The organism is Caballeronia sp. BCC1704 (assembly GCF_902833455.1).
GTDB lineage: Bacteria > Pseudomonadota > Gammaproteobacteria > Burkholderiales > Burkholderiaceae > Caballeronia.
This window is the reverse complement of record NZ_CADFFT010000001.1, coordinates 935,342-950,303: the sequence shown is the minus strand read 5'-3', so window position 1 is coordinate 950,303 and position 14,962 is coordinate 935,342. Positions and strand designations below refer to the sequence as shown.

The window sequence follows — 14,962 nt, the reverse complement described above, 5'->3', positions numbered from 1 at the left end:
CCTCGCAATTCACAGCGGCAAACCGGCCGGATAAACCAGACCGCTTGGCAACTGAACGCGAATGAAGCCGAGAATGCCGTTGAAGAACAAATCGCCGTCCGGCAGAAACTCGATCGGCGCGTACATTCCGTTTCCGTAAATGCTGGTGCCGAGAATCGTGCGATGCACGGTTTGCCCGGTATTCCAGTCGAGCCCCGTGATTTCCCATCCGCTATTGTTGGTCCGGTAATAGCCGCTGACAAAAACCGTATTCGACGCGATGCTCTTTCCCGGAATCATCGTATTGGACGAGATATCGCCGCGCGCCCAAACCGAAGCCCAGCTATGCGTCGACGGATTCCATTCGAATCGCTCGACGCCCAGCGGCGAATCGAGAATCGGCCCGCGCGCGATCGCGTCGGGAATGATGGTGCCTATGCTGTCTCGCAGTCCGCCCGGACCCACGTTATTCACGACGAAAGCGCCATAACCATCCACCGTGACGGATTGATCGGACTGGATGGTTTCCGTATCGGGCGGCAAGCCTGCCGTCACCGGAATTTGCCCCGCAATGCGATTAGTGAATCCTGAAGGAATGGCATCCCGCCAGAATGCGATGAGACTCATGCGCTTAAGGCCGTCTGTAATGACGACGAGTTTGTCCGGATCGCTGCCGAATCCCATCAGCGTGGGCGTCGAACCGGAGCCTGAACCGAATAGCGTGGGATACGTGTCGCCGGTCGGATAAGGCGATTCCCACGCGCCGTCCGTCGACTGATTCGACAAGACACTGCCGGTCCAAATGACCTTGTGCATCTTCTTGTCGCTGACGATATAAATGCCGTTATTCTCGTCGATGGCCAGTGAATTGGAGATCGTCTCGTCGCTGCCGAAACGAAGCGTTTGCGGCGTCGAATTGAAATTGCGATCCACCACGGAAACGGACCGCGTTCCCTGCACGACGAGTTTGCCGTCGTAAGTCAGCGAAAGCCCCGTGACGGACTCTCCCGACTGAACGAATGCGGATGACGGCATCGAGCGCAATATGCGCACGCCCAACGCGGGCACGTCCGGCGAAATCAGGCCCACGGCGACAATGCTGTTGACCGCGCCGGAATACAGCACGTTGTCCGCATCCACGAGGCTATAAGCCGGACCGAGGGATTGTCCCGCGGTCAAAAGCCCGAGCGACTGAAGCGCGGCCTGAACCTGCTGCACGGTCGTGAAAGGCTGCGTCAATACGGCCGTCAATAGATTCTGCGCAACGACGACGGCTCCCGGAAAAGCCAGCGTTGCGCCCATTTGCGTCACGGCGTCGTTCGCGACTTTGAGATAAGACACGCCTGTGCTCGACACCGCCCACACATAATCGGGCGAAGTCGATTTGAGCGTGACGAAATTCAGAAATCCATTCGATGCTTGCGGCGTGACGCCGAGCGGTCCATAAGCGGTGCGCGTGCCGGCGGGTATCGCTTGCGTGAAGGCATCGGTTTGCGCGGGATCGAAGTGTGTCATTGCGCCTTTGGGCGCGGATAAATACGGATTCGGCGTGGGATTGCCAGCCATGCCGCTTATCGGCATGAACGCCGTGCCGACGACAGCCGCAGCCATAATGAACGCCTTTCTCATGCGGTCGGTTTTCATTTTCTTCCTTATGGGTGTAATTCGACGAGGCATTGCCATGCAAGACCTGCGTACTACTAAACGAACGCCGAAGATCGCGTTCGATATTCACTTTCCGGAAAGACCGATGTTGAATTGGCGACTCAATGCATCGCGTTCATGCGCTCTTGCTTGCGCATGTCTCGCGTTGAATCACGGCATGGCATTGATATGACGCAGCCGGGTCTGGCGCCCGGCTGTCAAGATGGCTTTATTGTTGGCTACCGACCGTGCGTTTTCAAGCACGAATCGGCGTATCTCTGGGCTGTCTTTTTCGATTGATGGAATAGCGCTTCGGGTCAGGCTGTCGTCACCACTCCACGCTTTTCTCTGCGCACCGCCGCCAGCGCCACCACCAGCAGCGCCGAACAGAACACCGGCACGGCCGCCGCGTGAAACAGTTCGACGTTGCTCCATCCGAGCGCGATCATCTGCCCGCCGACGAGCGGCCCGATCACCGATCCCACACGCCCGATGCCCAGACTCCAGCCGATGCCGGTGGAACGCAGCGTCGTCGGATAGTAATGGCCGGCGAGCGCGTTGACGGCAGGCTGGCCGCCGACGATGCAAAAGCCCGCGGCGAACACGGCCAGGAAGAGCCACATTTGGAGGTGCGCGACGCCGCCGATCACCCCAACGCAAACCGCGCCGACACCGAAGCACCCGAGCAGCACGCGCACGAAGCCGAAGCGCTCGATGAACCAGCCGAGCAGCAAGGTCCCGAGCACGCCGCCCGTCTGCAACAGCGTGCCGACGAGCACCGCCATGCCGGGCGAATACCCCGCATCGCGCATGACGGTCGGCAGCCAGTTCGACAGGAAGTACAGGTCGATCAGGTTCATAAAGCTGATCGCCCACAAGATCAGCGTGACGGGCGTGCGCCCCGCGCGGAAGAGCTCGGCCACCGGCGCGCCTTCGCCGCCCTTTTCTCGCACGGTAAGGCGCGTCGTGGAATCGATGCGCAGCGACGGATCGAACTTCGCGAGCCACGCGCGCGCCCGGGCTTCATGCCCCTTCAGCACGAGAAACTGCAGCGATTCGGGCAGCCCGACGAACATGGCGAGCGCGAGCACGATCGGCACCGCGCCGCCGACCCAGAAGACCGAGCGCCAGCCGAGCGACGGAATCAGCGCCGCGCTCAGGAAACCGCCGAGCGCCGCGCCGAGCGTGAAGCCGCAGGAGACCAGCATCATGCGCTTGACGCGGTGCTGCGTACTGGAGAATTCGCCGACCAGCGCCATCGCGTTCGGCATGATGCAGCCGAGGCCGAGGCCGGTCACGAAGCGCAGCGCGGTCAGCACCGGCAGGCTGTGCGTGAAGGCGGTCGCGATCATCGTGAGTCCGAAGAACAGCGTCGCGCCGATCAGCACCGGCCTGCGCCCGATGCGGTCGGCCAGCACGGACAGGCCGAGCGCGCCGAGCAGCATGCCGAAGAGGCTCGCGCTGAACACCGGCCCGAGCGCGGACTTCGGCACGCCCCATTCGGCGATGACGGCCGGCGCGACGTAGCCCATCGCCTGCGCGTCGAAGCCGTCGATCACGAGGCACAGCCCGCACAGCGCGAGCAGCATGAAGTGAAACGCGGGCCGGTGCGCATCGCCGAGCGCGCGCTCGACGTCGATTGTCGTCTTTGTCATGTTCTATGCCTCACGTCAAGGAACGCGCCGGGAGGATGCGCCCCACGCAGTCGCCGAAGCCCACGCGATAACCGTCGCCCTGACACCAGCCGCGTAGCGTGATCTCATCGCCGTCCTGAAGGAACGCGCGCTCGCCGCCTTCTTCCAGTCGCACGGGTCGCTGGCCATTCCATGTCGCTTCCAAAAGGCTGCCGCACGAGTCGGGCGTCGGCCCGCTGATCGTGCCGGAGCCCAAGAGGTCGCCCACGCGCGTGTTGCAGCCTGACACCGTGTGATGCGCCAACTGCTGCGCCATCGACCAGTACATCAGCCTGAAGTTGGTGCGCGAGATGGTCGTCGCGGTGGCCGCGCCTTCGGGCCGCAAATCCACGGACAACTCGATATCGAAAGCGTGATCGCCCGCATGGCGCAGATACGCGAGCGGCTCTGGCTCCTGCGCGGGCGTCGCGGTGCGGAACGATTCGAGCGCATCCAGCGTGACGATCCACGGCGAGATGGTCGTCGCGAACGTCTTCGAGTTGAACGGGCCGAGCGGCACGTATTCCCATTGCTGGATGTCGCGCGCGCTCCAGTCGTTGAGCAGAACCATGCCGAAGATATGCGCCTCGGCTTCTTCGCAGGGGATCGGTTCGCCGAGCGCATTGCCTTGCCCGACGATAAAGCCCGTCTCCAGTTCGATATCCAGCTTGCGGCATGCGCCGAAAATCGGGCGCGGCTCGTCCGGCAGCTTCAACTGGCCGTTGGGCCGGCGCACCGGCGTGCCGCTCACCACGACCGACGACGCGCGTCCGTTATAGGCGATCGGCATTTCGGACCAGTTCGGCAGGAGCGCGTTCTTCGGATCGCGGAACATGGAGCCGACGTTCGTCGCGTGCTCCTTCGACGAATAGAAGTCCGCATAGCCGGGAATCTCGACCGGCAGATGCATCGTCGCGGTCTCGCGCGGCACGAGCGCGCGGCGGCGCAGCGCGGCATCGTCGCGCAGCGTCGGCGTATCGTGTGCGAGCAAGACGGAGAGCGCGACACGCACCGCGCGCCACGACTCGCGTCCCAGCGCGATGAACGCGTTCAGGCGCGGCTCGCTGAATGTGCCGTCAGCGTCGATCAGCCGCGCGTCTTCCAGCGCCGCCAGGTCCACGATCCAGTCGCCGATCGCCACGCCCGCGCGCGGCCGCTCGTTCACCGCGTCGCTGAAGACGCCGAACGGCAGGTTCTGAATCGGAAAGTCGCTCCTGGGATCGTTTGCGGATTCGATCCAGCTTCTAAGCGTCGGGGCGAGCGTCGCCTTTAGCGCATCGTTCATCGTTGCTCCGGGTTGAAATGTTTCGTAAGGCCCTGCCAGCACTCGTAGTAATGCGCCTGCAACTGCGCGGTTTCGAGCGCGAACTGCGTGGGCTTGATGAGCGTGCGCGTTTCGAACATGAAGGCCATCGTGTCGCCGACTTTCGCGGGCTTCGACGTATCGCTCGCGGATGCCTTCTCGAACGTATCCGCGTCCGGCCCGTGACCCGACATGCAGTTGTGCAGGCTCGCGCCGCCGGGCACGAAGCCTTCCGCCTTCGCGTCGTACACGCCGTGCACGAGGCCCATGAATTCGCTCGCGACATTGCGGTGAAACCACGGCGGCCGGAACGTGTCCTCGGCGGCGAGCCAGCGCACCGGAAAAATCACGAAGTCGATGGAATCGACGCCCGGCGTGTCGCTCGGCGATTGCAGCACGAGAAAGATGGACGGATCGGGATGATCGAAGCTGATCGAGCCGATGGTGTTGAAGTGCCGCAGATCGTACTTGTACGGCGCGTAGTTGCCGTGCCACGCGACCACATCCAGCGGCGAATGGCCGATGTCCGCGCGCCACAGCACGCCGTTCAGCTTCGCGACGAGTTCGAAGTCGCCCTCGCGGTCCTCGTAGGCGGCGTGCGGCGTGAGAAAGTCGCGCGGATTCGCAAGACCGTTGGAGCCGATCGGCCCGAGATCCGGCAGTTGCAGCAACGCGCCGAAGTTCTCGCAGATGTAGCCGCGCGCCTCGCCGTCGGGCAGCGTCACGGCAAAGCGCACGCCGCGCGGAATCACCGCGATCTCGAACGGCGCGATATCGAGGCGGCCGAGTTCCGTCGCAATCGAAAGCCGTCCCTGCTGCGGCACGATCAGCAACTCGCCGTCCGCGTTGTAGAAGAAGCGGTCGCGCATCGGGCGGTTGGCCGCGTACAGATGGATCGCGCAGCCGCTCATCGACTCGGCCGCGCCGTTGCCGGCCATCGTCACCCAGCCGTCGATGAAATCCGTCGGCGCGTCGGGCATCGGCAGCGGGTCCCAGCGCAATTGATTGGGCGGCGTCGGCGGAACATCGGCGAAATTGGCGACGAGCCGCGCCCGCAACGCATCCCCCGTCACCCGCGTGAACGGCTTGTGAACCGCCGCCGGGCGGATGCGATACAGCCACGAGCGCCGGTTGTGCGCGCGCGGCGCGGTGAACGCGGTGCCCGACAACTGCTCGGCGTAGAGGCCGTACGCCGCGCGCTGCGGCGAGTTACGGCCCATAGGCAGCGCGCCGGGCAGCGCCTCGGTGGCGAAGTCGTTCACGAAGCCGGACTGATAGTGCCGGCTCGCGTGGGTATGCGTGTCGAACGGGGGCATCATCGGGTCTCCTCGACAAGGTTTTACGAATGTTAAACGAATTACGTTTAGTGAAATAGCTCGTATACCCTGATTCGATGCGACCGGGCGGCATATCAATATGTCAGTTCGGTGCAAGCGGCCATCGCGCGCGCTGATACCATCCGAATAATCACAAGCGTCCGGTCGGCCCGCACCCGAACCCACATCCATGATCTCCCCGTCCCTGCCGGAACTCGTCGCCCGCGCCGCCGAACATCCGTTTCTCGGCCCGCATATCGTGCTGGCCGGCGACGGACAGGCGCGGCAGGCCATCGCGCGCTACGGCGAACTGACGGTGGCGAGCGCGTACGAACCGATCTTCGATGTCGGCACGCACAGCTTTCCGCAAACGCTGTCCGCGTCGGCGGAAAGCGCGCAACGCTTCGGCGACGAACTCGGCTTGCAGGCGCTGACGTTGATTCAGGGCGACATGCCGCGCGATCCGTTCGCGCACCTCGAAGACGACAACGAGCTCGTCACGCTGGACCGGCTATCGCGCGCGCTGCATGCGTTCAATTTCTTCGGCCCGCAGCGGCCCGGCTTGCTGTTCCTGCGCGTGCACGAGCGGCTTTTGAAGAGCGTGAAGTACGACCACGGGCTGGTCTTCTCGTCCGTGCTGCGCAAGTTCGGAATGAATCCGGCGCGCGTCGTGATCGAGCTGCCGGCGGCGGCGGTCGCGCACAAGACGTTTCTCGGCTATCTGACGAAGAGCTATCAGCGCTACGGATTCAAGGTGGCGGGCAATCTGCCCAATGCCGGGCAGATCATGGCGGTATCGGAGATGGCGCGGCTCGATTTCATTAAGATGGATGCGGGGGCCGCGCTGCGCGATTCGGTCGTGAAGCATCTCGTCGCGTATGCGCACCGGCTGAAGATTCCGCTCATCTTCTCGAACGTGTCCGATGAAGCGCAGTTCGACGCGCTTCAACAGTTCGATGTCCACTTCGTGCAGGGACCGGTGTTCGACGCGCATCCGACGCAGATGCGCGAGCCGTGAACGTGAAGGCCGGCGTCAGGCGTCGCGCAGCCGATGCATCGCGTCCTTGAGCGCCGGATAAAGGTCGAGGTACACGCCGAACCGCGCGTCGTACACGCGCTGTCGCGCGGCATCGGGCGTCGCGCGCTCGACGAGCGTGACCCAGCCGCCCTCCGCCGTTTCGCGCGAAATCAGTCCCGCGCCGAGCGCCGCGAGCAGCGCCGCGCCCATCGCGGCTTCCACTTCCTGTTCGATCGACAAGACCGGAAAGCCCGTCACGTCCGCGATGATCTGCATCCATAGATCCGAATGCGCCGCGCCGCCGACGACGATCAGCCGGTCATCCAGCGATTGCGCGCCGCGCCGCCCCGCTTCCATGTTGTGCCTGAGCGCGAACGCGACGCCTTCCAGCACCGCGCGATACAGCGTGGCGCGCGTATGGAAGAGATTCAGGCCGACGAACGTGCCGCTCGCGTGCGCGTCCCACACGGGACTGCGCTCGCCCATCAGGTACGGCAGGAACACGACGCCGTCCGCGCCCGCCGCCACGTTCGCTGCCGCTTCCTCCAGCAGCCGATGCGGGTCGCCGTGCGGCGTCGCTTTCGCGGCTTCGATTTCCGCCTGACAGAACTGGTCGCGATACCACGCGACGCACGCGCCCGCCGTGCTCGCGCCGCCGAACACATAGAGATCGCGCTTGCCGTTGTAGACGTGCGGCATGGAAACGAGGCCGTGCCGCGCATCGACGCTCTGGTTGACGTAGCCCCAGCACATGCTCGTGCCGATCATCGCGACGTGATGGCCCGCTTGCGTGACGCCCGCGGCGAACGTGGCGACGGCCGCATCGACGCCGCCCGCGACGACCGGCGTGTTCGCGGCGAGCCCGAGCTTCTCGGCCCATTGCGGCAACAGGCCGCCGACCACCTCCGACGATTCGACGAGACGCTCGGGCATCATCGAAACAGGAATGCCGAGCATCTCCAGTGCTTCATGCGACCACGCGCGCGCGTTGACGTCGTACACGCCGCCGATATTGCCCGCCGAACTGTGGTCGACGGCGAGCTCGCCCGTGAGCCGCTGAATGACGAACGCATTGGGCGGCAACAGATAGCGCGTCTTCTGCCAGACATCGGGCTTGTGCTCGCGCAGCCACAGCATCTTCGTGAAGCCGTAGTAGCTGTCCACGCCGTTGCCGGTGATCGCTTCGAGGCGCGGCACGTCCACATGCTCGCGCACCCACTTCACTTCGGCGGTGGCGCGGCGATCCATCCAGATGAGGCACGGATGAAGCGCCTCCATGTGCTCATCCACCGGAATGCCCGAGCCGCCGTACAGACTGCTCACGCACAGCGCCTTGATCTGCCGCGCGTCGATGCCCTGCGCCTTCGTCTTCTCGACGCATCCGGCGATGCACTCGGTCACCGCATCGAACCAGACGGACGGCCATTGCTCGGCCCAGAGCGGCTTGGGCGTATCCGGATGATAGGCGCTCGAATGCTGCGCGACGATCGCGCCTTCCGTATCCACGACGAGCGCCTTCGTGCTCTGCGTGCCGATGTCGATGCCGATCACATAGTCCATGTCCGTGTCTCGCGTTATGGTTGTGCTTGCCGCTGCCGCTGCCGTTGGTTTCGTCAAAGCCGCATGCACCTTCCGTCAATGCGAGCCGCGTTGACTATCCGGGTATGTCCCAATCCGTGTGCCCGCGTTCGATGCTGCATTGCAACGCGCCCCGCGAAGCTCGCGTGCAAGGCCTGGCGCGGCGATTCGCGCCGCACCGCAGCGACGACGCGCCCGCCGCGCGCCTTGACTTTCAACCGGCCGAATACGATCATTCGACCACCCATCGAGCAAATGCTCACGAACCGTCCGCGCAGAACGGGCGCATCAGCCAATCAGAGGAAGACAAGACATGAGCAGCGTATCCAGCGAAGGCACGGCGAGCGCGAACGTGATCCTGCATATCGGCGCGGGGTCGTTTCATCGCGCGCATCAGGCGTGGTATCTGCACAAGCTGATCGAATCGGGCGATGCGCAATGGTCGCTCGCCGTCGGCAACATTCGCGGCGACATGAACGCCGTGCTCGACGCGCTCGCCGCGCAACACGGCGAATACACGCTGGAGACGGTCACGCCGCAGGGCAAGCGCGAGTACGAAGTCGTGCGCTCCATCAAAAAGGTCGTGCCGTGGTCGGCTGATCTCGGCGAACTGATCGCGACCGGCGCGGCGCCCGCGTGCAAGATCGTCTCGTTCACCGTAACCGAAGGCGGCTATTACCTCGACGAGCACGACAAGCTCGACACCGCCAACCCCGACCTCGCCGCCGACCTCAACGGCGCGAAAACGACCATCTACGGCGCGCTCGCGGCGATTCTCGAAGCGCGCATGCAGAACAATGCGGGCAAAGTCTCCCTGCAGAACTGCGACAACCTGCGCAGCAACGGCGACCGCTTCAAGGCCGGCATGCTCGAATTCCTGCAACGGCGCGGACAGACGGCGCTGCGCGACTGGATGATCGCGAACACGTCGTGTCCGAACGCGATGGTCGATCGCATCACGCCGCGCCCCACGCCCGATGTCGCCGAGCGCGTGAAGGCGGCCACCGGCTTCGACGATCGCGCGCCCGTGATGGGCGAGAAGTTCATCCAATGGGTCATCGAAGACAACTTCTGCGCGGGACGTCCCGCGTGGGAGAAGGTCGGCGCGGAGATGGTGCAGTCGGTGCATCCGTATGAAGAGGCGAAGATCCGCATTCTGAACGCGAGCCATAGCTGCATCGCGTGGGCGGGCACGCTCGTCGGCCTGCAATACATCCACGAAGGCACACAGGACATGGAGATTCGCGCGCTCGCCGAAGCCTATGTCACCGAAGACGTGATCCCGTGCCTCACGCCGAGCCCGATCGACCTCGCGAAGTATCGCGACGTGGTGCTCGACCGCTTCAGCAATCCGTATATCAAGGACACGAACCAGCGCGTCGCGGCCGACGGCTTCTCGAAGCTGCCGGGCTTCATCGCGCCGACGCTCTCGGAATGCTTCGCGCGCGGCATCGATCCGAACGCGACGGCCATGCTGCCCGCGCTCTTTTTCCGCTTCCTCGAACGCTGGCACCAAGGCAAGCTGCCGTACACGTATCAGGACGGCGTGATGGACCCGGCCGTCGCACACGGCTTCTTCACGGCGGCTGATCCCGTCAAGGCGTTCACCGGCGACAAGCTGCTTTGGGGCAGCATGGCGCAGAGCGAGAGCCTCGAACGCGTAATGCGCGCGGCCATCGCGCGCGTCGATGCGTGGCTCGCGAACCGTCCATAAGTTCATCCGCAAGCACCTGAAGCTCCGGTATTGTGCTCATGGCGCGCAGCCGCGCCGGGCGGTAAATTCCACGTTTTCGCCGGACATGCGCTCCGGCAACGACCAAGGGCTCGTTCATGTACTTAGGCATCGACCTCGGCACCTCCGAAGTGAAAGTGCTGCTGCTCGCGAGCGACGGCAGCGTCATCGGCACGGCGGGCACGCCGTTCACCGTCTCGCGTCCGAAGCCGCGCTGGTCGGAACAGAATCCGCTCGACTGGTGGGAAGGCACGCGCGCCGCGCTTTTCCAGTTGCGCGAGAAGTTTCCGTCGGAGTTCGCGCAGGTTCGCGGCATCGGCCTGTCCGGTCAGATGCACGGCGCGGTGCTGCTCGATTCCAGCGATCGCGTGCTGCGTCCCGCGATTCTCTGGAACGACATGCGCAGCGACAAGGAATGCGCCGAGTTGTACGAGCGCGCGCCGAACCTGCATGAAATCGCCGGCAATCTCGCGATGCCCGGCTTCACCGCGCCCAAGCTGCTGTGGGTCGCGCACAACGAACCCGCCATCTTCCATCAGACGGCGTGCGTGCTGTTGCCGAAGGACTATCTGCGCATGCATCTGACGGGCACGAAGGTGTCCGATCCTTCGGATGCCGCCGGCACGCTCTGGCTTGATGTCGCGCGCCGCGACTGGTCCGACGAACTGCTCGCCGCGTGCGGCATGTCGCGTCAGCAGATGCCGTCGCTCGCGGAAGGCAGCGAGCCGTCGGGCACGCTGCGGCCCGAACTCGCGGCCGAACTCGGCTTGCGCGATGACGTCGTCGTGGCGGCGGGCGGCGGCGACAACGCGGCGAGCGCGGTCGGCATCGGCGCGACGGAACCGGGCGATGGCTTCCTGTCGCTCGGCACGTCCGGCGTGCTGTGCGTGGTCGGCGACCGCTTCCGCCCGAATCCGGCGTCCGCCGTGCACGCGTTCTGCCACGCGATTCCCGACCGCTGGCATCAGATGAGCGTCGTGCTGTCGGCGGCGAGTTGCCTGCGCTGGGTCTGCAAGCTCACGTCCACCGACGAGCCCACGCTGCTCGCCGAAGTCGAGGCGCTGCCCTCCGACGCGCTGGCAACCGCCCCGCTCTTTCTGCCGTATCTGAGCGGCGAGCGCACACCGCACAACGACCCGTACGCGCAAGGCGTGTTCTTCGGCATGACGCACGCCACCGACCGCGCGCTGCTCGGCTATTCGGTGCTCGAAGGCGTGACGCTCGCGCTCACGGACGGGCTGGATGCGCTGCAATCGGCGGGCACGCAGACGCGCGCATTGTCGATGCTCGGCGGCGGCGCGAGAAGCGCATACTGGGGCCAAATGTTCGCCGATGCCTTCGATACCCCGACGCGCACGCACGGCGGCGGCGAAACCGGCGCGGCGCTGGGCGCGGCGCGCCTCGGCTGGCTGGCGGCGGGCGGCGATCCGTCGGTCGTGCTCGCGAAACCTGCGGTAAAGCAGGAGTTCACGCCGAACGGCGAACGGCATCAGGCCTTGCGACAGCGGCTGAAGAGCTTCCGGGAGCTGTATCAGCACGTGCGGCCGCTGTTCGATCCGGCGCGTCCACGGCTGGCATAGCTGGCGTAGAGCGACCGCCACGCCGCGCACTGACGAACCAGCGAATTCGCGAAGGAAAAGAAAAGACCTCAGTGCCTAAATCAACCGAAAAACTCGACCTGGCGACCCGCGCGGCGTGGCTCTACTACGTCGCCGGCAACACGCAGAACGAGATCGCAGAAAAGCTTCAGATCTCGCGTCCCGTGGCGCAGCGGCTCGTCGCGTTCGCGGTGGAGAAGAATCTGATCCGCGTGCGGGTGGATCACCGCATCGCGGATTGTCTGTCCCTCGCGCAGCAATTGTGCGATCGCTACGGCCTCGCGATGTGCGAAGTCGTGCCCATCGACGGCGACTCGAAAGAGCAAGTCGACCGCAAGCTCGCCGTCGCGGGCGCGCAGGTGATGGAGCGCTATCTGGTCGATGAGAAGCCGATCGTCGTGTCCATCGGCAGCGGGCGCACGCTGAAGGCGGTCGTCGAGCAGATCGGACAGATCGACCGCCCGCAGCATCGTTTCGTGTCGATGGTCGGCGCGATCGCACAGGATGGATCATCGAATCGCTACGACGTCGCGCAGCAGCTATCGGAAAAGACCGGCGGCAAGCACTTCATGCTGCCCGCGCCGCTCATGGCCGACAACGAAGCCGAGCGCGCGCAGTGGGTCAATCACCGGCTGTACCGTATTGTCGATGAACTCGCGCAGAAAGCCGACGTGGCGTTCGTCGGCATCGGCAATGTGGGCGTCAATTGCCCGCTGCATCAGGACGGCTTCATCACGCGCGCCGAAGTGGACGAGATGATGAAGGCCGGCGCGATCGCGGAATGGCTCGGCTTGCCGATCGACGTGAACGGCAAGCGCGTGCAGTCGAAGACCGGCGCGCGCGTCACCAGCCTGAAGCTCGACGCGCCGCCGAAGCGGCCGACCATCGGCTTCGCGGGCGGCGAGCGCAAGCGCGAAGCGTTGATCGCGGCGCTCAAAGGCCAGTGGCTGTCGGGACTCGTGACCGACGAGCTGTGCGCGAAAGCCGCGCTCGACGCCTGAGCCTTTAGAACGCGATCTGCGCGTCAACGGCCTGCCCGGTTTCGAGCATCGCGCCTTCGCCTTCCAACACCATCGCGTTCTTGCCGAACGTGAGCTTGCCGTCGTGCTGCGCGCTTGCGCGGTACGTGCTCATGGTGTCGAGCGGTTCGTGCGGCCAATCCGGATGCGGCGCACCGGTCGACTGATCGATGGTCGGCACCGGGCAGCGCGTGCAGAGCTTCACGAGCCGCAGTTGCACGTCGCGGCCGTCCGCGCGAATCAGCATGTCTTCGACGAAATCTTCCTCATAGGCATCCAGCCCGCCGATCACGAGATTCGGGCGGAAACGGTTCGCGGCAATGGCGGGCGCGCCCTTCTGCGCGAGCCGTGCGTTGAGATCATCGAGCGATGCCTGGCCGAGGACGAGCAGCGGAAAGCCATCGGCGAAGCGCGTGTGCGTGGTGAGCGGCGCAGTCCACTTTGGATCGACGTTGCGCCGCGCCTGCGATGCGAAGCGCGCGAGGCGCGTCGGCATGCCGAGCAATTCGCTGAACCACTGCGCGGTCTGCGCGCCGGTGTCCAGCGCATCGACGGTGTCGCGCCAGACGGTGGCGCGCATCGGTTCGGCATTCGACAGCGCGGCAGCATCCAGCGGCGTGCGCAGCGTCGGCATGCCGGGCGCGTCGATGACGAGATTGCCGGCATCGAACGCCGTGCGGATCAGCGCCATGCGCGGATGCGTGCGCTGCGTCAGCATGCCGCCCGACGCGTCGGTGACCATCCAGTTGCGGTCGTATTCGAGACCGGTTTCCCGCAGCATCGCGCGTTGCAGCGTGATGCCGGCGCAGGACTTGATCGGATAAACGTAGAGCTCGTTCAGAACGTGCATGGCGCGTGTCGGTGCGGTGGCGGAAGGAGCCGCATTATCGCCTGCCGACACGCGAAGAAACTACGCGCCGCGTCAGGCCGACGCGCTTTGCACGCGCGGCATCTTCACTTCGGGATGCTCCGCGAGATACGCCTGCACCGCGTTGCGCGCGAACGCCTGCCCTGCTGCGTCGAACATATGGCAGTGGTCCGGTTCCGCGCCGAGCTTCAGCTTCTGGCCGCGCGCGTGCTTCTCCAACGGCGGAATCCGCGAGATGAGGCCATCGGGCGCCACCGAGGTTTCCGCATAGAGATAAGCGGCATCGCCGAGCGTTTCGACGGTCATCGTGCTTGCGGACACGCCGTACTCGCTCGTGGCGGGCATCGGCTGCAAGTGCTCCGGACGAATGCCGACAGTCACCGCATCGCCCGGTTTCGCGTTGCCCGGCAGCACGCCGACCAATTGTGTCTCGCCGGTTTCGTACTTGACGAGCACGCCGTCGCTCTGAACCTGCGCGACCGTGCCGGACAGGAAGTTCATCTTCGGCGAACCGATGAAACCCGCGACGAACTTGTTCGCCGGCGCGTGATACAGCGTGTTCGGCGTGCCGACCTGCTCGACGTTGCCCGCCGACAGCACGACGATCTTGTCCGCGAGCGTCATGGCTTCGACCTGATCGTGCGTCACGTAGATCATCGTCGTCTTGAGATCATCGTGCAGGCGCGCGAATTCGAGGCGCATCTTCACGCGCAGCGCGGCGTCGAGATTCGAGAGCGGTTCGTCGAAGAGAAAGACTTTCGGCTTGCGCGTGATCGCGCGGCCGATCGCCACGCGCTGGCGCTGACCGCCCGACAACTGCTTCGGCTTGCGGTCGAGCAAGTGGTCGATATGCAGAATCTTCGCGGCCTGCTTCACGGCTGCGTCGATGGCGGGCTTCTTCTCGCCCGCGAGCTTCAGGCCGAAGGCCATGTTGTCGTACAGCGTCATGTGCGGATAGAGCGCGTACGACTGAAACACCATCGCGATGCCGCGCTTCGCGGGCGGCAGGTCGTTCACGCGCGCGCCGTCGATCATCAGGTCGCCGCCGCTGATGTCTTCGAGACCCGCGATCATGCGCATGAGCGTGGACTTGCCGCAGCCCGACGGCCCCACGAACACGACGAACTCGCCGTCTTCGATATCGAGGTTGACGCTGCGCATCACCTCCGTGTCTTCATAACGCTTATTGATGTTGCGTAACGTCAGGCTAGCCATGATGTGTCTCCTGTCGGCC

Annotated in this window: 11 protein-coding genes; 4 read left to right on the top strand and 7 right to left on the bottom strand. The window is 64.8% G+C overall.

The features are described 5' to 3' along the window. Positions 1-9 precede the first annotated feature (9 nt). From HWX53_RS04425 to hmgA, 4 genes are all read right to left on the bottom strand, one after another. Positions 10-1,623: a hypothetical protein gene (locus tag HWX53_RS04425; RefSeq protein ID WP_175939613.1), complete on the bottom strand. Its 1,614-nt coding sequence runs from the start codon at positions 1,621-1,623 to the stop codon at positions 10-12. Positions 1,624-1,940: 317 nt separating this feature from the next. Continuing rightward, positions 1,941-3,278 carry an MFS transporter gene (locus HWX53_RS04420; protein ID WP_175939612.1) on the bottom strand — a complete coding sequence of 446 codons (1,338 nt, stop codon included), beginning with the start codon at positions 3,276-3,278 and terminating at the stop codon, positions 1,941-1,943. Positions 3,279-3,288: 10 nt separating this feature from the next. After that, a complete protein-coding gene (fahA, locus tag HWX53_RS04415; protein ID WP_175939611.1) occupies positions 3,289-4,581 on the bottom strand; it encodes a fumarylacetoacetase in 1,293 nt (430 codons plus the stop codon). Next, a complete protein-coding gene (gene hmgA, locus HWX53_RS04410; protein ID WP_175940597.1) occupies positions 4,578-5,915 on the bottom strand; it encodes a homogentisate 1,2-dioxygenase in 1,338 nt (445 codons plus the stop codon). Before hmgA ends, fahA begins: the two co-directional genes overlap by 4 nt. Positions 5,916-6,105: 190 nt before the next feature. Between hmgA and HWX53_RS04405 the strand changes: the two genes are divergently transcribed. After that, positions 6,106-6,933 carry an EAL domain-containing protein gene (locus tag HWX53_RS04405; RefSeq protein ID WP_175939610.1) on the top strand — a complete coding sequence of 276 codons (828 nt, stop codon included), beginning with the start codon at positions 6,106-6,108 and terminating at the stop codon, positions 6,931-6,933. 15 nt (positions 6,934-6,948) lie between these two features. On the opposite strand, the gene HWX53_RS04400 is transcribed toward HWX53_RS04405, so the two are convergent. After that, positions 6,949-8,493: an FGGY-family carbohydrate kinase gene (locus HWX53_RS04400; RefSeq protein WP_175939609.1), complete on the bottom strand. Its 1,545-nt coding sequence runs from the start codon at positions 8,491-8,493 to the stop codon at positions 6,949-6,951. 331 nt (positions 8,494-8,824) lie between these two features. On the opposite strand from HWX53_RS04400, the gene dalD reads away from it, so the two are divergent. The 3 genes from dalD to HWX53_RS04385 all read left to right on the top strand — a co-directional run bounded on the left by dalD (position 8,825) and on the right by HWX53_RS04385 (position 12,842). Continuing rightward, positions 8,825-10,225, top strand: a complete 1,401-nt coding sequence (gene dalD / locus HWX53_RS04395; RefSeq protein ID WP_175939608.1) for a D-arabinitol 4-dehydrogenase — start codon at positions 8,825-8,827, stop codon at positions 10,223-10,225. Between the two features lie 116 nt (positions 10,226-10,341). After that, complete coding sequence (gene xylB, locus HWX53_RS04390; RefSeq protein ID WP_175939607.1) at positions 10,342-11,823, top strand: xylulokinase; 1,482 nt, start codon at positions 10,342-10,344, stop codon at positions 11,821-11,823. A gap of 71 nt (positions 11,824-11,894) precedes the next feature. Continuing rightward, positions 11,895-12,842 carry a sugar-binding transcriptional regulator gene (locus tag HWX53_RS04385; protein ID WP_175939606.1) on the top strand — a complete coding sequence of 316 codons (948 nt, stop codon included), beginning with the start codon at positions 11,895-11,897 and terminating at the stop codon, positions 12,840-12,842. A gap of 4 nt (positions 12,843-12,846) precedes the next feature. Here HWX53_RS04385 and HWX53_RS04380 read toward each other — a convergent pair whose 3' ends face one another. Beyond that, a complete protein-coding gene (locus tag HWX53_RS04380; RefSeq protein WP_175939605.1) occupies positions 12,847-13,710 on the bottom strand; it encodes an MOSC N-terminal beta barrel domain-containing protein in 864 nt (287 codons plus the stop codon). 72 nt (positions 13,711-13,782) lie between these two features. Then, the gene (gene ugpC, locus HWX53_RS04375) at positions 13,783-14,943 is read right to left on the bottom strand and encodes a sn-glycerol-3-phosphate ABC transporter ATP-binding protein UgpC (RefSeq protein WP_175939604.1); all 1,161 of its coding nucleotides are present in this window, start codon (positions 14,941-14,943) and stop codon (positions 13,783-13,785) included. Between the last annotated feature and the right edge of the window lie 19 nt (positions 14,944-14,962).